19 protein-coding genes are annotated in these 25,016 nt (G+C 36.7%); 3 read left to right on the forward strand and 16 right to left on the reverse strand.

Annotated features, from left to right (window positions below):
- Nucleotides 1-24: 24 nt before the first annotated feature.
- From murG to ACQ33O_RS01095, 10 genes are all read right to left on the reverse strand, one after another.
- Nucleotides 25-1,164, reverse strand: coding sequence for an undecaprenyldiphospho-muramoylpentapeptide beta-N-acetylglucosaminyltransferase (gene murG / locus ACQ33O_RS01050; protein WP_430993688.1), 1,140 nt, complete (start codon nucleotides 1,162-1,164; stop codon nucleotides 25-27).
- 56 nt (nucleotides 1,165-1,220) lie between these two features.
- Nucleotides 1,221-2,426: an FtsW/RodA/SpoVE family cell cycle protein gene (locus ACQ33O_RS01055; RefSeq protein ID WP_430993689.1), complete on the reverse strand. Its 1,206-nt coding sequence runs from the start codon at nucleotides 2,424-2,426 to the stop codon at nucleotides 1,221-1,223.
- Between the two features lie 167 nt (nucleotides 2,427-2,593).
- Complete coding sequence (gene murD / locus ACQ33O_RS01060) at nucleotides 2,594-3,934, reverse strand: UDP-N-acetylmuramoyl-L-alanine--D-glutamate ligase (RefSeq protein WP_430993690.1); 1,341 nt, start codon at nucleotides 3,932-3,934, stop codon at nucleotides 2,594-2,596.
- A 236-nt stretch (nucleotides 3,935-4,170) separates the two neighbouring features.
- Nucleotides 4,171-5,481: a phospho-N-acetylmuramoyl-pentapeptide-transferase gene (mraY, locus tag ACQ33O_RS01065; RefSeq protein WP_430993691.1), complete on the reverse strand. Its 1,311-nt coding sequence runs from the start codon at nucleotides 5,479-5,481 to the stop codon at nucleotides 4,171-4,173.
- A 122-nt stretch (nucleotides 5,482-5,603) separates the two neighbouring features.
- On the reverse strand, nucleotides 5,604-7,064 hold the full coding sequence (locus tag ACQ33O_RS01070) for a UDP-N-acetylmuramoyl-L-alanyl-D-glutamate--2,6-diaminopimelate ligase (protein WP_430993692.1): 1,461 nt from the start codon (nucleotides 7,062-7,064) through the stop codon (nucleotides 5,604-5,606).
- Nucleotides 7,064-9,184: a penicillin-binding protein gene (locus ACQ33O_RS01075; RefSeq protein WP_430993693.1), complete on the reverse strand. Its 2,121-nt coding sequence runs from the start codon at nucleotides 9,182-9,184 to the stop codon at nucleotides 7,064-7,066. The genes ACQ33O_RS01070 and ACQ33O_RS01075 overlap by 1 nt, the downstream gene beginning before the upstream one ends.
- A gap of 104 nt (nucleotides 9,185-9,288) precedes the next feature.
- Nucleotides 9,289-9,639 carry an FtsL-like putative cell division protein gene (locus ACQ33O_RS01080; protein WP_430993694.1) on the reverse strand — a complete coding sequence of 117 codons (351 nt, stop codon included), beginning with the start codon at nucleotides 9,637-9,639 and terminating at the stop codon, nucleotides 9,289-9,291.
- A 22-nt stretch (nucleotides 9,640-9,661) separates the two neighbouring features.
- Nucleotides 9,662-10,567, reverse strand: a complete 906-nt coding sequence (rsmH, locus tag ACQ33O_RS01085; RefSeq protein WP_430993695.1) for a 16S rRNA (cytosine(1402)-N(4))-methyltransferase RsmH — start codon at nucleotides 10,565-10,567, stop codon at nucleotides 9,662-9,664.
- A gap of 13 nt (nucleotides 10,568-10,580) precedes the next feature.
- On the reverse strand, nucleotides 10,581-11,045 hold the full coding sequence (gene mraZ, locus ACQ33O_RS01090) for a division/cell wall cluster transcriptional repressor MraZ (RefSeq protein ID WP_430993696.1): 465 nt from the start codon (nucleotides 11,043-11,045) through the stop codon (nucleotides 10,581-10,583).
- A gap of 499 nt (nucleotides 11,046-11,544) precedes the next feature.
- The gene (locus tag ACQ33O_RS01095) at nucleotides 11,545-12,840 is read right to left on the reverse strand and encodes a sensor histidine kinase (protein WP_430993697.1); all 1,296 of its coding nucleotides are present in this window, start codon (nucleotides 12,838-12,840) and stop codon (nucleotides 11,545-11,547) included.
- Between the two features lie 143 nt (nucleotides 12,841-12,983).
- Between ACQ33O_RS01095 and ACQ33O_RS01100 the strand changes: the two genes are divergently transcribed.
- Nucleotides 12,984-13,535 (forward strand): YqgE/AlgH family protein, encoded by a 552-nt coding sequence (locus tag ACQ33O_RS01100; protein WP_430993698.1) that lies wholly within the window; start codon nucleotides 12,984-12,986, stop codon nucleotides 13,533-13,535.
- Nucleotides 13,536-13,555: 20 nt separating this feature from the next.
- A complete protein-coding gene (locus ACQ33O_RS01105) occupies nucleotides 13,556-14,509 on the forward strand; it encodes a 1-acyl-sn-glycerol-3-phosphate acyltransferase (protein WP_430993699.1) in 954 nt (317 codons plus the stop codon).
- A 1-nt stretch (nucleotide 14,510) separates the two neighbouring features.
- On the opposite strand, the gene ACQ33O_RS01110 is transcribed toward ACQ33O_RS01105, so the two are convergent.
- The 6 genes from ACQ33O_RS01110 to ACQ33O_RS01135 form a co-directional block, all read right to left on the reverse strand.
- Entirely contained in the window at nucleotides 14,511-16,289 is a 1,779-nt protein-coding gene (locus ACQ33O_RS01110; RefSeq protein WP_430993700.1) for an ABC transporter ATP-binding protein, read from the reverse strand.
- 75 nt (nucleotides 16,290-16,364) lie between these two features.
- Nucleotides 16,365-18,326: a thioredoxin family protein gene (locus ACQ33O_RS01115; protein ID WP_430993701.1), complete on the reverse strand. Its 1,962-nt coding sequence runs from the start codon at nucleotides 18,324-18,326 to the stop codon at nucleotides 16,365-16,367.
- A gap of 4 nt (nucleotides 18,327-18,330) precedes the next feature.
- Nucleotides 18,331-18,783: a protein-disulfide reductase DsbD domain-containing protein gene (locus ACQ33O_RS01120; protein ID WP_430993702.1), complete on the reverse strand. Its 453-nt coding sequence runs from the start codon at nucleotides 18,781-18,783 to the stop codon at nucleotides 18,331-18,333.
- Nucleotides 18,784-18,896: 113 nt separating this feature from the next.
- Nucleotides 18,897-20,444, reverse strand: a complete 1,548-nt coding sequence (locus ACQ33O_RS01125; RefSeq protein WP_430993703.1) for a YifB family Mg chelatase-like AAA ATPase — start codon at nucleotides 20,442-20,444, stop codon at nucleotides 18,897-18,899.
- A gap of 77 nt (nucleotides 20,445-20,521) precedes the next feature.
- Complete coding sequence (locus ACQ33O_RS01130) at nucleotides 20,522-21,838, reverse strand: MutS-related protein (protein ID WP_430993704.1); 1,317 nt, start codon at nucleotides 21,836-21,838, stop codon at nucleotides 20,522-20,524.
- Nucleotides 21,839-21,876: 38 nt separating this feature from the next.
- Entirely contained in the window at nucleotides 21,877-23,217 is a 1,341-nt protein-coding gene (locus ACQ33O_RS01135; RefSeq protein WP_430993705.1) for a dihydroorotase, read from the reverse strand.
- A gap of 41 nt (nucleotides 23,218-23,258) precedes the next feature.
- Between ACQ33O_RS01135 and ACQ33O_RS01140 the strand changes: the two genes are divergently transcribed.
- A complete protein-coding gene (locus ACQ33O_RS01140; protein ID WP_430993706.1) occupies nucleotides 23,259-24,932 on the forward strand; it encodes a hypothetical protein in 1,674 nt (557 codons plus the stop codon).
- Nucleotides 24,933-25,016 lie beyond the last annotated feature (84 nt).

The following is a 25,016-nucleotide window of genomic DNA, read 5'->3' on the forward strand; positions in this document are numbered from 1 at the left end:
TCTTAAGTCTCCCTTTAAGGAGATTTAGAAGGTATCCAATATTTCTTTTGCAATTATTTCATCTGCGTTTGTAATTGCCAATTTTTCTATATTATTTTTTAGTTCGTTTTGTTTCGATCCATCATTGATAAGATGGATGATTGTCGGTACTAGTTTTTCAGCCGCTTCATTATCTTTTATTATCAATGCTGCATTTTTGCTTACTAAATTTTGTGCATTCACCGTTTGATGATCTTCTGCTGCAAACGGAAATGGTACAAACACTACCGGCTTTTTCATAACACATAATTCTGTAACTGCCATTGCTCCACTTCTGCTAATCACTGCATCAGCGGCAGCATACGCATACTCCATCTGCGTAATAAAATCGTTTACCCAAATATTTTTTCTTCCTTCACCTCTCTGCTTTCCTTTTACTCCGTAAGGTTTTCCCGTTTGCCAGATTAGTTGCAGATCATTTTTTTCAAATGCTTCAATATCTTTATCCAAGGCTTCGTTGATACTTTTTGCACCAAGACTACCACCAACAGAAAGGATCGTTTTCTTTGCAGGATCCAGTCCAAAGAATTTTATTCCTTCTTCTCTTGTAACAGCACTTTGCGATATGGTCGCTCTCACAGGATTACCGGTTATTTGTATTTTCTGTGAAGGGAAAAACTTTTCCATTCCATCGGTTGCTACAAATATTTTTGTGGCTTTCCTACCCAACATCATATTGCTTTTCCCTGCAAATGAGTTACTCTCATGAATAAAAGTTTTTATTCCCTTTGATTGAGCCAATCTCAATACAGGAAAGCTCGAATAACCACCAACTCCAATAACCGCATCGGGCTTAAAAGTGTTGATGATCTTTTTCACCTGAAAAAAACTTTTGATCAGTTTAAATGGTAAGCCAATATTTTTAATCAAAGAACTTCTGTTGAAACCTGCTATATCTAATCCTTCTATTTTATACCCAGCCTGCGGCACTTTTTCCATTTCCATTTTACCTTTTGCACCTACAAACAAAATTTCTGTTTGTGGTTGCATTTTTTTTATTGCATTTGCAATTGCAATTGCAGGAAAAATATGTCCTCCTGTTCCGCCACCTGCTATGATGATTCTACCCCCTCCGCCCCCTAAAGGGGGAACCATAGCAGTATTTTCGCTTTTTGCATCACTCATTTATTCTACAGTTCAAATTTTTTTGCACAAATCTTCTCCATAATTAGTTCCCCCCTTTAGGGGGCGGAGGGGGTTTGATTTCCTTCTGATTGTTCTACGTTTCTTGCTACACTTAAAATAATTCCTATCGACAAACAGGTGAACAAAAAGCTACTTCCCCCCAAGCTTATTAATGGTAATGTAACCCCGGTATTTGGGAATGCTCCTACATTTACTCCCATGTTAGAAAAAGCCTGTATCGCTATAGTAAAACCTAACGCCAATGCAAGAAAAGCTCCAAAAGCATATGGACACTTTCGATACAAGCGAATACATCGATACAAAAACAAGAGATAAATGAAAATGATGAATAGGCCACCCATAATACCATACTCCTCTAATATTATTGCAAAAACAAAATCACTATAGCTATGTGGTAAAAAATTCCTTTGCTCACTACGCCCTGGACCTCTGCCAAACCAACCACCTTTTGCGATGGCAATTTTTGCCTGGTTGATCTGATACAATTTTTCATTGTCATCTTCTTTATTGCTATACATGAATGTTTGAATACGACCTATCCATGTAGGCACCCTGCCCGTAGCAAAAATTGCCGGAAGATCTTTTGTTTTATGCTCTTCTTTATCATAATATTTTGCGGCTACACTAATTAATATTATTACAGGTATTGCCGCCAGGCCTATCGTTATTAAAATATGTTTTGTATTCACTCGACCAATAAACATCAATAAAAAACTTGTACCTGCGACAAGAACAGCTGTTGATAAATTAGCCGGGGCAATCAACAAACAAATAATAGCAATTGGAACAATAATCTGTAAAAATCCTTTTTTAAAATCTTTTATAACATTTTGTTTCCTGCTCAACTGACGGCTCATATACATGAACAACGCAAGTTTTGCCAGATCAGACGTTTGAAATGTCATATTGATCACAGGTAACATAATCCATCTGCTTCCGCCATTTAGCTCCCTGCCAAATAACAATGTATACAGCAAAAGCGGAATAGATATTAAAAATAATATGAGTGCTATCCTTGAATAAATAGTATAATTTACTCTGTGAGCAAAGTAAATGATCAATACGCCTCCTATTATAAAAACAAACTGTTTGAACAAGAATCTTTCCGGGTAACTATCATGTTTATACGCCAATGAGCTTGTACTGCTGTATACCACTAATAAACTAACAAGCGTTAGAATTACTACTATTGCCCAAATAACACGATCTCCTTTGGTTTTGCTAACCAAATTTCCACCCATGTTACTGATGTTGGGAGTAAAGAATTGTCGTATGTTTATTTCTTCGGCCATGTACCCCAACCCCTAAAGGGGCTGTTAGATTTTTTATGTTTGTTAACTCTTATTGTTATTTATTTTATGCTTCGCTTTATTCTCCTACGTTTCCCCCTTTAGGGGGATAGGGGGTTTTATAAAGCTTTTACTGCTTGTTTGAACTGAGTTCCTCTATCTTCATAATTTTTGAAAAGGTCGAAACTTGCGCAAGCCGGGCTCAACAATACCACATCTCCTTTATTTGCAAAGTGAAATGCTGATTGAACTGCTTCTGTTGCAGTTGATGTATTTACGATAAGAGAAACTACGTCGCCAAAAGCTTCATGTATTTTTCTATTATCAATACCCATGCAAACAATTGCTTTTACTTTTTCTTTAACAAGATCTTTTATTAAAGAGTAGTCGTTTCCTTTATCAACACCACCTAATATCAGGATGGTTGGTTTATCCATACTTTCCAAAGCAAACCAGGTACTGTTTACATTGGTGGCTTTACTGTCATTGATAAATTCTACACCTTTAATGGTGACTACCGGTTCCATTCTGTGTTCAAGACTTTCGAAAGTTTGCAGGGCTTCCCTGATCTTTTCCTTTCTGATGTCTACCGCTGTTGCTGCTAAACTTGCTGCCATACTGTTGTATTGATTGTGTTTTCCTTTTAATGCAAAATCTGAGATGTTCATTTGCATTTCTTCTGTTTTCCATTTCATGTGCATTTGAGCATTGGTCAAATAGGCACCTTGTGGCGGTTGTTTACTCATGGTAATGGGATATAGTGTTGATTTAATGGGGTAGTTATTAATATTTGTTATAGTTATTTCGTCGTCTAAATTGTATATGAACACATCTCCGGGCTGCTGATTTTTTGTTATCCTGAATTTGCTATCGATATAATTTTGAATTTTGTATTCGTACCTGTCTAAATGATCTTCTGTTATGTTTGTAAGTATTGCTACGTCCGGTCTGAATGTTATAATATCATCTAATTGAAACGAGCTGATCTCTGCTATATACAATGGTTTAGGATCTTCCGCTACTTGTTTTGCAAACGAATAACCAATATTTCCTACCAAGGCACAATCAACATCTGCTAGTTTACACATGTGGTAAATAAGTGAAGTTGTTGTTGTTTTACCGTTACTTCCGGTAATTGCAATGATCTTGCTGTTACCTTTATAGCGATAAGCGAATTCTATTTCACTTATTACCGGTATTCCTTTTTCTCTGATCTTTTTTACCAGATCATTTTTTTCGGGAATGCCCGGGCTTTTCATTACTTCGTCAGCATTGAGGATATAGGATTGGGTGTGTTGTGCTTCTTCAAAATCAATTTCATGCAGTGCCAATTCGTTTTTGTAATGCTCAGCTATCTTCCCCCCGTCAGATACAAATACATCGTAGCCTTTTTGTTTGGCTAACAACGCCGTACCTACGCCGCTCTCTCCTGCCCCAAGAATTACGATCCGTTTTTTCATCACTTACAATGAAATAAATTTTGTTACACACATAAGTCTGACCAAATCAAACTTAAAAAAAATGGTTCTTCAACAGCATAGAATTTAATAGGTCGTAGTCCGCATAGGTTTTGGATACGTCTTTCATACATAGGATTTCAATAAAAATTGAAACTTTCGTTACTGTCCTCGGACAACAACGGGTTTTGGTTTCTCAAAAGCATTGACTCTTTTCTTCCTTTAGAGAAGAAAGGATTTTATCTTAGTTTTAGTGTTACAACTGCTAACACCACACATAATATTGTTACAATCCAAAAGCGGACTGCTATTTTACTTTCATGATATCCTAACTTCTGGTAGTGATGATGTAAAGGGCTCATCAGAAAAACCCTTCGCCCCTCACCATACTTTCGTTTAGTATATTTGAAATATGCCACTTGTATCATTACACTCAGATTTTCTACCAAAAACACAAGACAGAAAATCGGTATCAATAATTCTTTTCTTACAATAATTGCCAGTGCAGCGATGATACCACCTAAGGCAAGGCTACCTGTATCTCCCATGAAAACCTGTGCCGGATAAGCATTATACCATAGAAAGCCTATACAAGCTCCAACGAATGCAGCAATGAATATTGACAACTCTCCAAGGTTGGGTATATACATGATATTGAGATACTCTGCGAATTTTATGTTACCACTTACATAAGCAAACAAGCCCAAACAAATTCCAATGATCGCACTCGTACCTGTTGCCAACCCATCCAACCCATCTGTAATATTTGCACCGTTGCTTACTGCTGTTACAATAAAAATGACAATGATGATATACAGTATGTAAGTATAATCTTCCCAACTCTTCGGCAACAACTTTGCGTAATTGAACTCATGTGTTTTTACAAACGGAATTGTTGTGATCGGCGTTTTTACTTTTGCGAAAAAGTGCTCCTTACCATCGATCTTTACCACATGAATAGAATCTGACGCCAATTTTTCGCCTCGTTGTAAAACAGAATCTTTTGCAAAAGCCATACTTGGTATCTCTCTTTCTACTGCAACACTTTTATTAAAAAACAATGTTGCTCCAACAATTATCCCCAACATCACCTGACCGAAAATCTTAAACCTTCCTGCTAAACCATCTGCATCACTCTTTTTATATTCAACTCCTTTTTGTTTAGCAATTCTTTTCGCTCTTATTTTCAAGTAATCGTCTATAAAGCCAATTGTACCCAACCATACAGTACATAAGATCATCAGACGGATATATACTTTATCCAGATTAGCCAGCAATAAGGTTGGAATTAATATTGCTAACAATATGATAATGCCACCCATTGTTGGTGTGCCTACTTTCTGCTTTTCGCCTGCTAAACCAAGGTCACGTACACTTTCACCCAGTTGTTTTTTCTGTAAATACTTGATCAGTTTTTTACCATAAACCGTTGTTATGACCAGACTTAATATAACGGCAAGCAATACACGGAAAGTAATGAACTGAAACAGTCCACTTCCCGGGAATTTAAATCCCTCTTTTGCAAGCCAGTTAAATAAGTGATACAACATAGGTTTCTTAGTTAATTTGGAGATTTGGAGATTTGAGAATTTGGAAATTATCTTTTAAAAATGGGTCACCACATCTTGGCTCCACATCTTCAAATCTCCAAATCATCAAATTTTCAAATCATCTATCGCTCTAATAGTTCAAACATTTCATTCAAAACTTTCTTATCATCAAAATCGTACTTCACGCCTTTTATTTCCTGATAGGTTTCGTGACCTTTTCCGGCCACCAAAACGATATCCGCTTTTGAAGCAAGTGTAACAGCTGTTTTAATTGCCTCTTTTCTATCCATCACTGTAATCACTTTTTTTCTTGCAACCACATTCACACCTGCCTCCATTTCTTTTAATATTTCTAAAGGATCTTCACTCCGTGGATTATCAGAAGTAAAAATCACTTTATCACTGTATTCGCATGCAACCTCTGCCATGATCGGTCTTTTGGTTTTATCTCTATCACCACCGCAACCAACTACCGTGATTATACTTTCGTTTCCCTGACGCAGCTTTTTTATTGTTGCCAATACATTTAATAATGCATCCGGAGTATGAGCATAATCAACAATGCCGATTATCTTATCATTTTTACTCACTGCATAATCAAATCTTCCTTTTGCTGTGTCAAGGTTGCTGAGTAGTTTCAGCACTTCATCTCTATCCTGATCCAAACAAATGGCTGCGCCATATACAGCTAATAAATTGTATGCATTGAATTCACCTATCAAGCGGAAATAGACTTCTTGTTCATTTACCATCATATGCAAACCCGCCAAACTGCTATCTAAAATCTTTCCTTTAAAGTCAGCCAACGTTTTAAGACTGTAGAAATATTTTTTAGCAACTGTATTCTGCAACATCACCGCTCCCCTTTTATCGTCGGCATTGCTGATAGCAAATGCATTAGCGGGTAAGTGATCGAACCATGATTTTTTCACCCGGATGTATTCATCAAAAGTTTTATGATAATCCAGATGATCATGTGTGATATTACTGAACAATGCTCCGGCAAACTGTAATCCTGTAATTCTATGCTGATGAATAGCATGACTGCTGCATTCCATGAACACGTACTTACATCCGGCATCGGCCATTTCTTTCAGCAAAGCATTTACACTAATTGCATCCGGTGTTGTATGTGTTGATGAAATAACCTGATCACCTATTTGATTCTGTACTGTACTGATCAAGCCACATTTATATCCCAATCCGCTGAACAATTTCCATAACAGTGTAGCAATAGTTGTTTTACCATTTGTGCCGGTAACACCTACAAGCTTTAATTTCAATGAAGGTTCTTCATAAAAATTATGAGACATATAACCTGCTGCCATAGCACTATCTTCTACCACTACATAAGTAATATGCTCCTGCATATTTTCGGGTAATGCTTCACAGATGATTGCAATTGCACCATTATTTATAGCTGTTTCAATGAACTGATGCCCATCTGCCGTACTGCCTTTGATAGCAATAAAACAAGAGCCACTACTCACTTTTCTCGAATCTATTTGAAGATCTTTTATCTCAATATTGGTATCACCCTTTACCGATCGAATACTTACTTTATATAAGATATCTTTCAACATTAATTTAATACCAACAATACTTTTTGTCCTTTTGTAAACGGTGTTCCCGCTACCAGTGATTGATTGATCACTTTACCTCTACCCGTTGCCGCTACTTTTAACCCCATATTCTCGATCAGATAAACAGCATCTTTTAAACCCATACCTACAACATTTGGCATCAACCCTTTACCAGTGTTGTTTGCCGGATCAACCAAAGTGGCTGCATTATTTTTCATTCCTACCCCTCTCCAATAACCACCATTCATCGAATCAACATACGGTACACTCAGCGTTGAAAAAATACTTGACAACTCTGTTTTCAACCCATAATATTTATAAAGAGAACTGTCGACTGTTTTAGTAGATACATATTTTTTAGTGCTCAGGTATCTTCCATAAACCTTATCACTTACTTCTTTAAAAACTGTACCCGACACATCAGCCCCGTAGATCAATCTAGATTCATTACTGTTTTGTATCACTACAGCCATGGTATATTTCGGTTGATTCGCCGGGAAATACCCAATGAATGAAGCCTGATAGATCTTATTGCCTTTGTTATATCCTCGGTTATCCAATGCCGTTACTGCTGTTCCTGTTTTACCTGCAATTTTATAAGCACTGTCAAACAAAACCCTATGACCCGTTCCATGTGCACTATCCACCACCGCACCTAAACATTCTTTTACCTGTACCAGTGTTTCATCACTGCATATTTTACCCAACATTACGGGCTGGAAGGTTTTCACATCAACACCATATTCTCTCACCGCATTTACCAGATACGGTTTCATCATCTTACCATTATTGGCAACCGCATTGTATAACATCAACATATGCAGCGGTGTTACCAATTCTTCGTAACCATGCGCCATGAACGGAATAGTTGTATTTGCCCAGCTTCTGTTGGATGGCCTTTTAATTGTAGGCTTACCTGATGTTGCAGTGATATCAATACCTGTTAAAGTATCTAAATGAAACCTGTGTAGGTTATCGATGAACTTATTGGGTTGATTATGATAGAATTGATCTGCCAATTTCGCAAACGCCACATTGCTGCTTCGAAGAAATGCTTCTTTTACTGTAAGATCATGAGCCCCTAAATGCGAATCTTTGATCCTTAACCCGTAAAAATATTTTACACCACCTTCGCAATCAACAATCGTATTCATATCTACATACTTATCATCCAGCAAAGAGATCAATGTTGCCAATTTGAAAATAGAACCGGGCTCTGTTGCTTTACCAACACCATAGTTCAAGTCTTCAGTATAAGTACCATCTATTTGTTTTCCCAAATTTGCAATGGCTTTTATCTTACCCGTTGCAGTTTCCATAACGATTACTGTGCCATGCAACGAGTTATTGCCAACCATCATTTTCATCAAAGCATTTTCTGCTACGTCTTGTATATATGTATCAAGTGTTGTAATAATATCTTTTCCATTTTCCGCATCCACTTCAGCTCCTTCTACCGGCATATAAGCTCCGGCTATATAACGCATCAAACGCTGACCTGTATTGCCTCTCAGCAAACTATCGTAACTTTGTTCGAGCCCTACGTTTAGTTTTGCATTTTCTCTCGACAAACCGATTGTTCTATTCGCAAGCAATACATATGGATTAATTCTTTTGTCACGAGGATCGATAATGAAGCCGCTTTTATTCCTCCCTTGTCTTACCAACGGAAACTCTCTCAACTGAGCGTATTCAACAAATGAAATTTTCTTTTTCAATATGTAGTAGCGATCTTTATTTTTATATCCTAATTGCAATTCCTGTTTATATTCTTCAGCCGTTTTATCGTTGAATAAATTTGCCAACGACAAACTCAATGAATCAATATTGTCTTTAAATCTTTTTCCTTCTTTCTCTCTCAACCCATCAGCTCCAAAATCTATATACACATCAAAAATGGGAACCGAGGTACTCAACATATTTCCATCTTCACTATAAATTGTACCACGCTGACCTTCTAATGGCATATACTTCAAGTGAAGGCTATCTCCCATTCCTTTCCAAAACTTGCCTTCTACTCTTTGTATATAAAATGCCTTCCCTAACACCACAATGCCTAATAAAACAATTCCTAAAAAACAGAGATACACCCTCCACAATATGTCTTTTTTTATTTCCATGTATCTCTAAAAGAAATGGTGGTTATATTTTTTGTTACAAACATTTGTTCTTTGGTCATCTTCACAGGCGTCGCACTCTTGTACTTCACCTCTTTATTCATCTTCTACTTTGCTACTGCTGTCGTATCACCTCCCAGTAAGATCGGCGGAGCAGTGAGTTCTTTTAACCCCAATGGCTCAACTGCTTTTGCTAACTCACTTGCCTTGCTCCTGAATATCACTTCGCTCTTAATCGTTTTGTACTCATGCTCCAATTCGCTAATGTGCTTTTCTGTTGCACTTATCTTTCTCGAAAGCTTATCAGCATAATGACCATTATATATATATAGTACAGCTAAAACACCCAGAAATAAAAAGAACGGAATATTTCTTACAACCCATTTAGGACTTAAGATTGCCTTCCAGTCAAACTTTTGATTGGTTGGTTGTTCCTGTATTTGTTCTTGTTCTTCCACTATATTTTAAAATGTACTTGTATTATTTTTTCTCTACTACTCTCAACTTTGCACTCCTACTTCTTGAATTCCTTTTCATTTCTTCCGCTGTTGCCACAAGCGGTTTTTTGGTAATGATCGTAAAGGGGTTTTCAATTTTACCACCATATAACTCGTCTGCTTCGGTTTCTGAAAATGTACCGGATTTAAAAAACGTTTTAACAATCCTATCTTCCAACGAATGAAATGTAATGATCGCCAACCGTCCACCTGGATTTAATACTGAAGGAGTTTGTTGCAATAATTCTCTTAACGCACCAAATTCATCATTCACCTGAATACGCAACGCTTGAAATACCTGGGCAAAGTATTTTTGAGGATTACCTTTTACGGCTGCTTGAACAGCTTGCTTAAAATCGTTGATCGTTTTGATGGCACCAATGGCTCTTTGCTCTTTAATGATCTTTGCCAGCGTTTTGGAATTTGTTACTTCTCCATATTGCTCAAACATTTTATGCAGTTGCGATTCACTAAATGTTTTTAGTATATCCGCTGCAGTGAGTGTTTGCCGTTGATCCATCCGCATATCCATAGCAGCATCAAACCTAGTAGAGAAGCCTCTTTCAGCCTCATCGAACTGGTGACTGCTTACGCCAAGATCAGCCAAGATGCCATCTACTTTCATTACCTTATGCAAGCGTAAAAAGCGTTGCAGGTGGCGAAAGTTTTGCGGCACAAAAATCACTCGTTCATCATCCGGCAAATTCATCTTTGCATCATTATCCTGATCAAAAGCGAATAGTCTGCCGCTGCCATTCAATTGTTTCAGAATAGCTCTGCTATGGCCACCACCACCAAATGTGCAATCAACATAAACCCCATCGGGTTTAATATTCAAAGCTTCAACAGATTCATTTAGTAGTACAGGTATGTGATACGTGTTTTCCAATTACAATTAATAATTATTCATTATTAAAAGATTTGTTGTTCATCACTTCATTTGCCAGACTACTGAAAGAATCCCGTGAAAAGGTTTCAAAGAACTGTTTATACTTACTTTTATCCCAGATCTCAATTTTATCAACCGCCGAAGCCAACACCACATCTTTATCTAACCCTGCATACTCCATCAAAGTTTTTGGCAACAATAACCTTCCGGCAGAATCCAGCTCTACCTGTGTAGCGCCGTTCAAAAAATACCGTCTAAAATCTCTAACTTTAGGGTCGAAATCATTCAACTTACTGATGTTAGCAAAAATTGGCTCCCAACTTTTAATCGGATATAAACTCAAACATTGCTCTATGCCCCTGTTTATTACAAATAGATTGTTCCCCTCTTCCGGCAACTGCTTTTTAAAGCCGGCCGGTAAAAGGAATCTTCCTTTGGCATCCATCGTCACCTCGTATTCGCCAAGAAAACCAATCATTTACAGGAGTTTAGTGTTTTACTTACAAATATTGACACAAAATAACACTTTTTCCCACTTTATATGCATTTTTAGGTAATACATTTTTATCCACAAGGATTTTTGTGCCTTATAGTGAGTATAGGCATAGCTTTAAGGCCATTTCTAACGAATTGAATATGTGAGTTATATGTGAATTGATGTGGATAGCTTGTGGATAGAGGGAAGCTGAATAAAACAGATGAGGTTTAGGCGGAGGTTCTATTGAAACTATTTATAATGGTCATTTAGAGAATGGCACAACAGACTTTATCCCATTTGCGACAGATCCTGAGGGATGGGATTATAATGTTTCTATCCACTCAAATAGTTATGGAGAAATCTGATTAAATCCATTTGATGATGGAAGTCAAGAATATACTTTTGTCGCAACTTCTTTTGAAGAATTTATTAGTGAGTTAATAACTGAAGAAGAAGCAATAAAAAATGGATATTGATCGTATTTTCAGGCATTGAAAAACTATTTCACCAACGGAAAACTAACAGTAAACGTACTCCCCTTGCCCAATACACTCTCGGCTTTAATTGTTCCCTGATGTGCATCGATCATGGTTTTAATGTAACTCAAGCCAAGGCCAAAGCCTTTTACATTGTGGATATTACCGGTATGTGCCCGGTAGAATTTTTCGAAGATACGATGCAATGTTTCTTTACTCATACCAATACCGTTATCTTCTATCTTTAATTTGAAGTAGTTACCTGCATTTTGTGTACTCATCTTTATCTGAAGATTTTCATCTTTCGAGTACTTGATAGCGTTATCTAATAAATTACTTACAAGGTTTGTAAAATGTACTTCGTCTGCAAAAATAAGATCATCCTTTGCATCCAGCATTAAGTCCAGCTTTCCTTGCTTCTCTGCAATTTGCAATGCAATATTATTTAATGCTCCGGTGATCAGATCATGTGCAGACACTTTCTTTAAGTTGAGTTGAATTTCTTTTTTATCTAACAAGGCTGCCTGCAAAATTGTTTCAACCTGTTTATTCATGCGTTTGTTTTCTTCCTTGATGATGCCGGTAAAATAATTGGTACGTTCAGTATCATTGATCACTTTATCATTCTTTAAAGCATCTACAGCAAGAGAAATAGTTGCCAACGGTGTTTTAAATTCATGCGTCATATTATTGATGAAATCAGATTTGATCTCACTCAATTTTTTTTGTTTCAATAATGCTCTTACAGTTAGAAAGAATGCTGTAATAATAATAACGGTAAAAAGAACAGCACCAACGATCAACCATGTCATAGAACGCCATATGAAACTCTTAACATGTGGTACAATAATGATCAACAATTCCTGCGGAGATATACCTTCAGTTAAACTACCACCAGGCGACTCCAATGGAATAACCTGTTGCATATTATTGATCGAATCAGCGTTGGCTTTAAAAAAATTTTCTGACTGAACAGATTCGCCAATAATAGAATTGGAACTGATGGCAAATTCGAAAGGAATTTTTTGCAAATGTTGTCTGTCAAATGCTCTACGGATGATGGCTTTAATTTCATCCATTGTATAACGCTGCGTTATAGATGGCTTAAAAAACTCCAACTGAAATTTATCATTCGGGAAAAGATTGCCTTTATGCTGTACCAGATCTTCTGATGCTTGATAAGTGGCCATGCTTACATGATCTGTGAATTTTTTTTCCTCTGACTCCAAAGCCCCTTTGATCCATAATATTTGAAAAAAAATGATGCCGAGTAACGAAAACAGTATCAATACAGTAATTATGGGAAAAATTTTTCTCATTAGCGCAAAGGTAAATCACTAAGGTTTAATAAAGTGGCAGTTAATATACAAGATATAAATTTAACGAAGGTTTACAACATAGCATGAATAAAATTTATTTAAAAATATTTTAATTGAAGCAAATAATCAAGTACTTTAGGTACATGATTGAACCAGCAACCGGTACATTGTTGATTGCAGACCCTTTCCTGAAAGACCCCAATTTCATGCGTACAGTTGTGTTGATGTGTGAACACAATGAAGAAGGTAGTTTTGGTTTTGTTCTTAATAAACAATTCGATTATACACTGGATGAATTAATCACTTCTTTTGAAGGTTACCCCATACCCGTATATTGCGGCGGACCAGTAAATATGGATACGGTGCATTTCATACATCAGTACCCGGATCAAATTCCTGATTCACAGGAAATCATAAAAGGTGTTTACTGGGGTGGCGATTTTGAAGTACTTACCACACTTGTAAAAAACAATCAGATAGATTTTAGTAAGATTCGCTTCTTTATAGGTTACAGCGGTTGGGGAAAGGATCAATTAGATGGTGAGCTAAATGAAAAAAGCTGGTTAACCGTGGCTGCTACCCGAAAACTAATTTTTCACAACAACCCCGATGATATTTGGAAAGATAGCCTTAAACACCTCGGTGGTAATTATGAAATAATGGTCAACTTCCCAACAGACCCACAGTTAAATTAGCAACTTAAAACGCACAAACATTGCTCTTCTCAATACTAAAACTTCCTGCTGCTATTGCAATACACTTTTATTGTAAACATATTACGATCAATAAAAAGAAATTTTTAAATGAAGACGGCCCATTACTAATTGCTGCTAATCACCCCAACTCATTTTTAGACGCCATCATTCTTGCAACCATCTTTAAAAAGCCGGTATATTCATTAGCAAGAGGTGATGCATTCGCAAATAATTTTTATACCCGACTGTTGAATGCTATGAACATTCTTCCCGTTTATCGCATTAGTGAAGGAGCAGAAAACCTAGAGCACAATTACAAAACATTTGAAACTTGCAAGGAGATCTTTAAAAAAAATGGTGTTGTATTGATCTTCAGCGAAGGCAGATGCATCAATGAATGGCACTTACGACCATTAAAGAAAGGTACAGCCAGACTAACTTTCAGCAGTTGGGACAATGGCATTCCGTTAAAAATATTACCGTTGGGAATTAATTACAATTCATTTCAAAGATTTGGTAAAACAATAGAATTAAACTTTGGAGAGATCATTAGTACAGAGAATTTTAAATACTCTGCAGAATCATTTGGAAAAGATATTGTCAACTTTAATAGTAGACTTAATGAGCAATTATCAGAACTTGTACTAGAATTTGATATTAATGATACTGTTGGTATTGAAAAACATTTTGCCAGACCGGCTTCACTTACAAAAAAAATATTGCTTTGTTTACCTGCTGCAATTGGTTATTTATTCCATTTGCCATTGTATTTGCCTGTTAAAAGTTTTTCCGCTAAAGCCACAAAAAAAAATGACCACTACGATTCCGTAGTAGTCAGTCTTTTAATGATATTGTATCCGATCTATCTTTTAATTATTTCTATCGCCGTTTCCTTTTTTATTGGATGGTGGTCGTTATTGACCTTTTTGATATTTCCATTTACAGCGTGGGCCTATCTTCAATTAAAAAAATAATTTACACCACCTGCATTTTCTTTCTTTCTCCGATCTGCTGACGCCACATTGCATAATAGAGCCCTTTTTCTTCAACCAGACTTTCGTGTGTGCCCGTTTCAACTACATCTCCTCTTTCCAACACATAAATTCTATCGGCATGCATAATAGTGCTTAATCTATGTGCAATTAAAATAGTGATCTGTTCTTTTAGCGCAGAAATTTGTTTGATCGTATTGGTAATATCTTCTTCAGTTAAAGAATCTAAAGCAGAAGTAGCTTCGTCGAAAATTAGTAAATGCGGTTTACGAATTAACGCACGGGCAATAGACAACCTCTGCTTTTCTCCACCGGATAATTTAAATCCCCCTTCTCCGATCAATGTATCCAATCCTTTTTCAGCTCTTTCTAACAAACCATCGCAAGATGCTTTGGTCAATGCATCATACAGATCAGCATCAGTTGCATTTGGATTCACAAACATTAAATTCTCTCTTATTGTTCCGCTGAAAAGTTGTGTATCCTGCGTTACAAAACCTATTTGATTTCTAAGATCATTAAAGTCCATCGAATTCTCATCAATACCATTGTAAAGTATTTTCCCTTCCTGAGGACGATATAAACCTACCAGCAATTTCATTAATGTAGATTTACCGCTTCCGCTCGGACCAACAAATGCAATTGTCTCACCGATCTTAGCACTAAAACTAATATCATTGATCGCTTTTTGACTGGCTGTTTGATGTTTAAATCCCACGTTATTAAATGCTAATGTTTCTATACCACCCAAATGTTTAGGATTTTGCGGCGTTGCTTCCGGAGCTTTTTGCATCAGGTTATGATAATTGTTTAAAGATGCTTCAGCCTCTCTGTAGCTCAATAAAATATTACCGATTTCCTGCAACGGACCAAAAATAAAGAACGAAAATATTTGCATCGTTACCAGTTCATGTGGCTTCATTACATCTTTAAAAATTAACCACATTAATAAGAATAAAATAAACTGACGTAATGTATTAACGATGGTTCCTTGTAAAAAGCTGATACTACGAACACGTTTAACTTTTGTAAGTTCTAAACCTAAGATCTTATACGTATTGTTATTCAAACGTTTTACCTCTTGATCTGCAAGACCAAGGCTCTTTACCAACTCTATATTACGCAAACTTTCCGTAGTGCTGCCTGCCAGTGAAGTCGTTTTATTAACGATCTCCTTTTGTATGATCTTAATTTTTTTACTTAGAACATTGGTAACCCAGGTCAGTAATGTAACACCGATAATATAAGCAACAGGAACACTCCAGTGTATATTGATTGCAGCATACACAAAAACAAAACCAATACCTACAACGATCGCAAACAATGCATTCAAAAAATAGTTGATGAATTTTTCTGTGTCTGTACGTACCTTAGTAAGAATACTCAGTGTTTCGCCACTGCGTTGATCTTCAAATTCCTGATACGGAAGTCTGATTGCATGTTTCAATCCATCCGTAAAAATAGTTGCCCCGAATTTTTGAATGATCACATTCGCAAAATAGTCCTGAAAGTTCTTCGCAATTCTGCTTACCATAGCAGTACCCATAGATAGCAATAATATTTTCATTACCGCCCAGAAATAAAAATCCCAGGTATAAGCAGTTGCCGTTTTTTCATTCTCAACATACTTCTCAGCCAACTGTATGATTCTTCCAAAGAGAATAGGATCAATTAATGAAAAGATGATATTGATAGCAGCTAATACCAGTGTAAGCACTACCAGCCATTTGTATGGCTTTAAATATTGTAGTAAAAGTTTCATGCTGCAAAATTAGTGGAAATAATCCATTGGCAAATCAATGTCTAAACATTGAAAAAGAAGCGATTACAAATAAATTTACTGTTTATGGAATTTTTCAAGCGCCAGATCAAGGTGTTTTACAAAATCATCGGTTCCCTTTTTTTGGACATCGTCATAACCATAACCTTTATCTATGATCTTTGTTCCATCATGATACAGAAAAACATAATTCGGTTGAGATATGCCTCCGGTTAGTTTAATAGAGAGCTCTTTAAATTTATCACCCACGGTATTAAGCTGTGAACCTAATAAAGAAGAAAATCGTTTTTCACTATCAGGCAACTCCTGATTAAAATCTTCGAACAAAGAAGCTACAACAAACTTATTTTTCATTCTATCCATTACATCGGGCTTTGTCCATACCCGGTTTTCAAATTCTCGGCAATTAGGACAAACTATACCGGTAAAATCTATCATTAAAGGTTTGCCTTGTTCTTTAGCAGCTGCCATAGCCTCATCATAGTCGAAGAAAGTTTCGAGGCCGGCACTTGTAGCAGCTGCCGATTCATTCTTCTTCAGCTCATTCACATATTTTACAGGTTTGATCTTATATTTTGATTGACCTTTCACACCATTGATGGCATACTCTTCAGTTCCGTAAGGAGGCAACAAGCCACTAATGGGATTGAGTGGAGCCCCCCATAATCCGGGAACCAAATAAATGGTAATACCTAAAAATATTAGTGCAAAAATAAATCTCGGGATTGGTACAAATTTTTTGTCTGCGTTTTTAGCGGGTAAAATACTTCCCCCTTTTCTATTGAAAATCCCCAACAAGTAAAGCGTTAAAAAAGCGAATAGCCCAATCAGAATGAGTAAATAAATATTTCTTGTAAGTAAGAAAGTTCCTAGTTGTATATCAACGTTACTTAAAAATTTCAAAGCAAAAGCTAATTCTAAAATACCCAATGAAACTTTTAATCTTTTTTGCCATGCCCCCGGTTTGGATATTTCTTTTACTAATGAAGGAAAGAAAGCAAACACTGCAAATGGTAATGCTAGCCCAAAGCCAAAACCACTCATTCCTGCTATTGCTGCATATTTATTTGTTTTAGAAGCAACACCCAACAAATAAGCAACAAAATTACCGGTACAACTAAATGAAACAACCACCAATGTCAATGCCATGAAGAAAATACCTGAATAAGATTTGAAATTAGATTTACTGTCAACCTTATTTGCCCAGGAAGATGGAAGGTTTATTTCAAATGCGCCTAAAAAAGAAATAGCAAAAACAACAAAGAGCACAAATACAAAGAGGTTGAATTGCCAGCTTGTAGAAATATTGTTCCATACCGTTTGCGGTACAAACAGAACAGATAGAATCCCTACTAAAGCATAAATTGCAGTAATTGAAAAAGAATAAAATAAGGCATTTGTTTTCCCTTGGGCAGGACTTTCACTTCTTTTTAAGAATAAACTAACGGTAATGGGTACAAGTGCATAGACACAAGGTGTAAGAAAAGCAATAAGCCCTGCCAATATTCCTGCCAGTAACCATCCTGTTACAGTTTTGCTATCCGTTGAAACAGCTATTGCTTTTTCTTTAAAAACAAATTCCTTTGAGATAGGATAGGAAAAACTATTCAAGTCTTCTCCTGATAAAACGTAAGCAGTGATCTCTCCTTTTATTCTAAAGCTATCGCCTTTAGCTACATTAATAGCTTGCAACCAAATAGCAGAATCCATAAAGTATTCAATTGTTTGCTCGCCTAAAAGAACTGACTTTTCTTCGGTCGGTTTTGTAAGCAGGATTAAACCGCCGTACATTTTTTTTATTGAAGACGAATCAAAGCTAATCGAAGTCTTTACACCATCGAACCCTTGAATATCTTTTGTAGATAAGAGTTTGGCTCCTTTTGCAATTGTAGCACGAATGACCAGTTGGTGTTTCCCTGCAGAATCTGTTTTTTCAAGGAATTTAAACGCAACGGGTTTCTCTTGTGCAAACAAAAATGTAGTAAGAAAAGATAAAACAACCGTTAGCAGTTTACGCATTGCATTATTTTAAGGCAATATTAAAATTAGTTGTGGTTGGTGGTAAACATTTTGAATCGTTGCAGATCATATAATACACATCTCCGGAAACATTTGTATTAATTTTTCCTTTCAATGTTACTGTCTGTACAAAATCAACTTTAGTAGAATAATATTTTACATCAATGCCAAAATTTTCGTCGTGGCTCTTGATCATTTTACCAACTTCTTTGGGCTTGCCATTGTTTGCTACCAATGCATTTTTTGCAAAAGTAAACTTAGTCGGCTCGGGGCCGCCATCAGCCATATTCTGCGAATAGATATGCCAACCGGCAGGTAAATTGGCCGTCATGTGCAATTCATACTTTGTAGCGGATATCTTTTTTGCGGAAAATTTCCATTTTACCAAGTTGCCGGATTGAGCAATACCTGATAATGAGAGACTTAATAATATGATAGAAAAAAAAGATTTGAGCATTGATTCTATTGTTTTGATTGGAATTTAAAGTATTACAATTCATAAAATTAAGCAAAATACCTACATCATTGGGTTAAGCGGATCGAATTAAGGTTGGCTTAACAAAAATGCACTTACCCTGCCCAACCTTCCCTATCCAGGCTCCTGTACTGTATAGCCTCTGCCAGGTGTTCGGGCTTAATTTCGTCGCTGGCAGCAAGATCGGCTATTGTACGGCTTACCTTCAGAATTCTATCGTAGGCTCTTGCGCTCAAATTCAGTTTTTCCATTGCTGTTTTAAGTAGATTTTGACTCGGCGTATCTATCACACAAATTTCTTTCAGCATCTTACTGCTCATTTGTGCATTGGCATAAACGCCTTCATTGTCCTTATATCGTATTGCCTGAATTTCTCTTGCACCGATGACCCGTTCTCTGATCTTTACACTTTTCTCAAACTGTTGTGCAGACGACAATTCGCTGAAAGCTACGGGTGTTACTTCAACATGCAGATCAATTCTATCGAGTAACGGGCCGGATATTTTGTTGAGATATTTTTGTACTGCACCGGGAGGGCAAGTACATTCTTTTTCCGGATGATTAAAGAATCCGCAGGGGCAAGGATTCATGCTTGCCACCAACATAAAGCTTGCAGGAAAGTCCAATGCGACTTTTGCTCGGCTGATGGTCACTCTTCTTTCTTCCATCGGTTGACGCATTACTTCCAATACGGTTCTTTTAAACTCCGGTAATTCATCTAAAAACAAAACACCATTGTGTGCTAAAGAAATTTCACCAGGTTGCGGATTACCTCCACCTCCGACCAAGGCTACGTCACTGATGGTATGATGTGGTGAACGATATGGTCGTTTAGAAATTAATGTAGCATTTTCAGGAAGCTTACCTGCAACAGAATGTATCTTGGTTGTTTCCAATGCTTCTTGTAAAGAAAGCGGTGGCAAAATGGTCGGCAAACGCTTTGCCAACATGGTCTTTCCTGCACCGGGAGGGCCGATCAGGATTGCATTGTGACCGCCTGCCGCAGCAATCTCTAAAGCCCGTTTAATGTTTTCCTGACCTTTCACATCGCAAAAATCAATTTCAAAATCGCTTTGCGCTTGTGCAAATTCTTCTCTGGTATTAACTATAACAGGTTCTAAAGTATTTTCATCTTTAAAAAAATCGATCACTTCATTTAAATGAGTAACACCGTACACATTTAAATTATTCACCATCGCAGCTTCTCGTGCATTTTGCTGGGGAACGATCAGTCCTTTGAAATTTTCTTTTCTAGCCTGTATGGCAATGGGCAGCGCCCCCTTAATAGGTCTAACGGTACCGTCTAAACTAAGTTCTCCCATAATGACATAGTCGATCAACTTCTCTGCATTATCCAATTGTTCACTTGCTCCTAAAGTACCCAATGCAATCGGCAGATCGAACGCAGTACCGCTTTTACGAACATCGGCAGGGGCAAGATTTACAATGAGCCTTGTACGAGGCATAAAATAGCCGTTGTCTTTTATTGCACTCTCAACTCTCAGCATACTTTCTTTCACAGCACTATCCGGTAACCCGACAATAACCGCTTCGGATTTACCTTGATTATTAATACTAACTTCCACTGCAACTGTAATAGCATCTACACCAAATACAGCACTGCCATATGTTTTAACTAACATCCTTAAAAAATTAAAATAAACTATCGAGGAAGATCAAGGGGAAAGGTGATGTAAGATAAGGATTTTTAAAATGTGCTCTACAGTTTATCCAAGATATCCACTACGCCTTCTCTTTTTAAAATAAGATAACCAAGTCGGTCATTACTGATCCCCTCTTTCAAATGATAGCTAAAATTCAGTTGATTATCCGTGACTGATGTTTCAAAATAGTTGAAACTGATGTTGGGGTATTTTTTCAATCCTTCGCCGATCTCATATAAATGAGTTGACAGAATAAAAAGAGAGTTTTTGATCTTCAGCATTCCTTCGATAACTGTTAATGAACATTTCATAGCATCTTCAACATTCGTACCCTTAAACAATTCATCGATCAGTATTAACCATTTACGCTTATCCGTTATTTTATTAATGGTAGCTTTTATTCGTTGTACCTCGTTGTAAAAATAACTTTCTCCTTTTACAATATTATCTACAACATTGATATTGCTTAACATACCATCAAACAAACTTAATTGCATTTGTTGTGCAGGTACACCCATGCCAATATGTGCCAGAAAAACAGCTGAACCAACTGATTTTATAAAAGTACTTTTTCCGGCCATATTAGCTCCTGTCAAAAAAATAAAATTTGATTGCGGATTCAACTCTATACAATAATCAACGGGCTTTTCTAACAATAGATGGTATAGTCCCTTTGCTTTAACTACAGGCTCATCGCTATGCACAAATTCAGGGAATACAAGACCAAACTGCTTTACAGCCATGGCCATACCATACCATGCATCTAACTGGAAATAAGCATCCAGCAGATCAAACATATTTTGTTTGTAATTATAGCGAATAAAGTGTGCCAAATGCAATTGTTGGCCCAAGGTTAGTGAACTTACTTTCTCATGCTTTTCAATGATCCGAAATTGCTCTTTATCGATGATCTTTTTTACTCTGAGTAAGATATTCTTTAATGCAGCCGGTGTATTATCATTTAAAAAATGTGCAACTGTTAACTGAAGGCCTTTAATAAAATCAAAAGCATGTTGCGCCGAATATTTTACAAGGTGAAAATCAGGACCATGTAATAGTCTGTAACTATACGCTGAAAACGATGAAGGGTTGGCCGGTATTTGATCAATGGTGGTATGATAGAATTTCTGAATGACCATGATTGACCCATTACTGATCTGCGTTGGCCATATATCTGCTTTTGCCATGATACATCTCAATGTATCCTGTATGCTCACTATCTCCTCAATAGTTTTGAGCGGAGTAGTAAAATTTTCAAATAATTTTTCCCTGCCCGGAAGGGTTCTGCAAAAATCAAGTTTGTTGAAGATAGAAAGATCATCTCCTCCATCCATAATAGAAAGGTCGGTAAGCGTTACTTTATCTATCTCCATTAGTATTGAATATGTAAGATTGTATATTTAATATTAACTTATCGGTCGAACGATAGCCTTTTTCCCTTTAGTGATTCATTCCACATATCATTTCCATAAACTAAATGACCGTTTACAAAAGTTTTTTCTATAGTTGCCGGAAATGTAAAGCCTTCGAGAGGGCTCCAGCCGCATTTGTAGAGTATATTTTGTTTACTAACGGTATTGGCTGTATTCATATCCACCATAACCAGATCGGCAAAATAGCCTTCCTGTATGTAGCCTCTATCTTTTATCTGAAAGCAATCGGCCACAGCGTGACTCATTTTCTGCACTATTTTTTCAAGTGATATTTTTCCCTGTTTGTGGTAATGCAACATTAACGGTAAAGAATGCTGCACCAATGGAAGACCTGAATGTGCTTTTTCGTAAGGTGGTTCTTTTTCAGATAAAGCATGCGGAGCATGATCTGTTGCTATCACATCCAATCTGTCATCTAACAATGCTTCCCACAAAGCTGCTTTGTTGTTGGGAGCTTTAATTGCAGGATTACATTTTATCTTATACCCCAATGCCGCATAATCATCTGAAGTAAAATGCAAATGATGTACGCAAACCTCCGCCGTGATGCGTTTTTCTTTCAAAGGCAACATATTGCTGAAAAGCTGTAACTCTTTTTCGGTACTGATATGAAGAATATGTAAACGAGTATCGAATTTCTTCGCCAGTTGTATGGCCGATAAAGAAGATTCAAAACATGCTTCTGCGTCTCTAATCAATGGATGATCTGAAACACTGTAGTAGCCTTTTTCTTTTAGTATTCGGGCTGCATTGGCAGCTATAATTTTTTCATCCTCACAATGTGTTGCTATCAACACTTCACTTTCACTGAATATTTTTTCAAGTGTAGTATATCTGTCTACCAACATATTCCCAGTACTGGAGCCCATAAAAATCTTAATGCCGCAAATTTTATCTTTCAAACCATTTACTCTTAGCGCCTCATCAGCATTATCGTTTGACACACCCATGAAAAAAGAATAATTAGCCAGCGATGTATTGGCCGCAATGGTGTATTTATCTTCCAGCAAATCTATGGTTAAAGCATTGGGAACTGTATTGGGCATTTCCATAAAACTTGTAATACCGCCAGCTACAGCCGCTTTGCTTTCTGTATAAATAGTTGCTTTATGTGTAAGGCCTGGCTCTCTGAAATGCACCTGATCATCAATAACGCCGGGTAATAAAAATTTACCTTCCCCATTGATCTCGATCACATTTTCTTTTATGTTGATGAGCCGAGCAACTTTTTCTATTCTTTCATTGTCTATCAACACATCCAGGGTACTGATTTGCCCTTCATTTACAACCTGAATGTTCTTAAAAAGGTATTTTTGCATATCTTGAATAATAATATATCAGTTAAAACAAACTTATTAGGATGCAAATTATTAAAAGCTTAGCCAAACTTCTTGTTTTTATTTGTCCGTTTTTTGCTACGGCTCAATCAACTTATTTGCCCGAAGGAAATAAGATATATCATTTTATGGATAGAATGGAGATCAAAAATCAGGTAAATACCGAACTGAATTTCTCTACCATCAAACCATACAGCAGAAAAAGCATTGTAGAACAGGCGGCCTTTATCAATAATGGAAAAACACCAAAAAGTAAGGTAGACATATATAACCTGAACAGCATTTACATGAATAACAGCGAATGGTACACCGGCGACAAAGCATCATTCCTCAGCAAAACCCCGGTGCTGGATAATTTTTATAAAACCAAGGCCAATTTATATGAAGTAGATAATAAAAATTTCTATTTGTCGGTAAATCCTGTTATTGGTTTTCAATTTGGAAAAGAACAGAATAATGATGAAAAATTATTTGTAAGTACAAGAGGTGTAACCTTGAGAGGCTTGATCGGAAAAAAGATCGGCTTTTCCTCTACCATTACCGATAACCAGGAACGTGGTCCATCATTTTTTAAAGAAAAAGTAACAACACTAAGAGCTGTTCCCGGCAATGGTTTTTATAAACCCTTTAAAACTACCGGTTACGATTATTTTGATGGAAGAGGCTATTTTACAGTGAACGCAGCCAAATATGTGGACATACAATTTGGTTATGACAAGAATTTTATTGGTGATGGTTACCGTAGTTTGTTTTTGAGTGACTGGGGTAATAGTAATTTATTCCTGAAACTCAATACTAAAATATGGAAGCTGAACTATCAAAACCTTTTCATGGAATTGATGCCCCAATTCAAATCAATAACCGGCGATCAATTGCTTGATAGAAAATACGCTGCCATGCATCACCTAAGCGTTAACGTTAGCAAGTCTATTACGCTTGGATTATTTGAAGGCATTATTTTCGGCAGAAAGAACCATTTTGATTTTCAATACCTGAACCCGATCATTTTCCTTCGTCATATTGAAGGCACCATCGGCAGTCCCGACAATGCTCTTGCAGGATTCAATTTTAAAGCCAATGCCCTGAATCGTTTCCAATTTTACGGACAATTTTTATTGGATGAATTTAAGCTGAGTAAAATAAAAGAAGGTAAAGGCTGGTGGGCAAATAAATGGGGATTACAGTTAGGTGCTAAATATATTGATGCATTCGGTATTTCTAATTTAGATGTACAGATTGAAACCAATAGAGTAAGACCATATACCTACTCTCATACAGATTCAATTTCGAATTATACTCATTACAACCAGCCGCTGGCTCATCCTTTGGGAGCAAACTTTCAGGAGTTTATCGGTATTATAAAATATCAACCGGCACCCAAATGGTACATCACGGCCAGGGCTATCTACTATAATCAGGGGCTTGACAGTACCGGATACAATGCAGGTGTAAACATTTTCAGAAGTAACTCTGAAACAGACAGATACAATATTGATGAAGGCTATGATGTTGCCGGTGGCAAAAAAGTGAACTGCCTGAATGCTATTGCCCAGGTTAGTTATGAATTCAAAGAAAACCTGTTTTTCGACATTACATTTCAGTATAGAAAATATAAACTTGACAATTTATCTACCAACAATTCTGTAATAAGTGCAGGAGTAAGATTAAATATTTTTAAAAGAGAGTACGATTATTAGTCGGTTTTTTATTTAGTTTTGCTGTTGTAAACCTTCCTCTGCACTAACCCGTTATTAATTTTTAATAACCTTAGATGGCTGCTG

Source organism: Ferruginibacter sp. SUN002 (genome assembly GCF_050611725.1).
GTDB lineage: Bacteria > Bacteroidota > Bacteroidia > Chitinophagales > Chitinophagaceae > Ferruginibacter.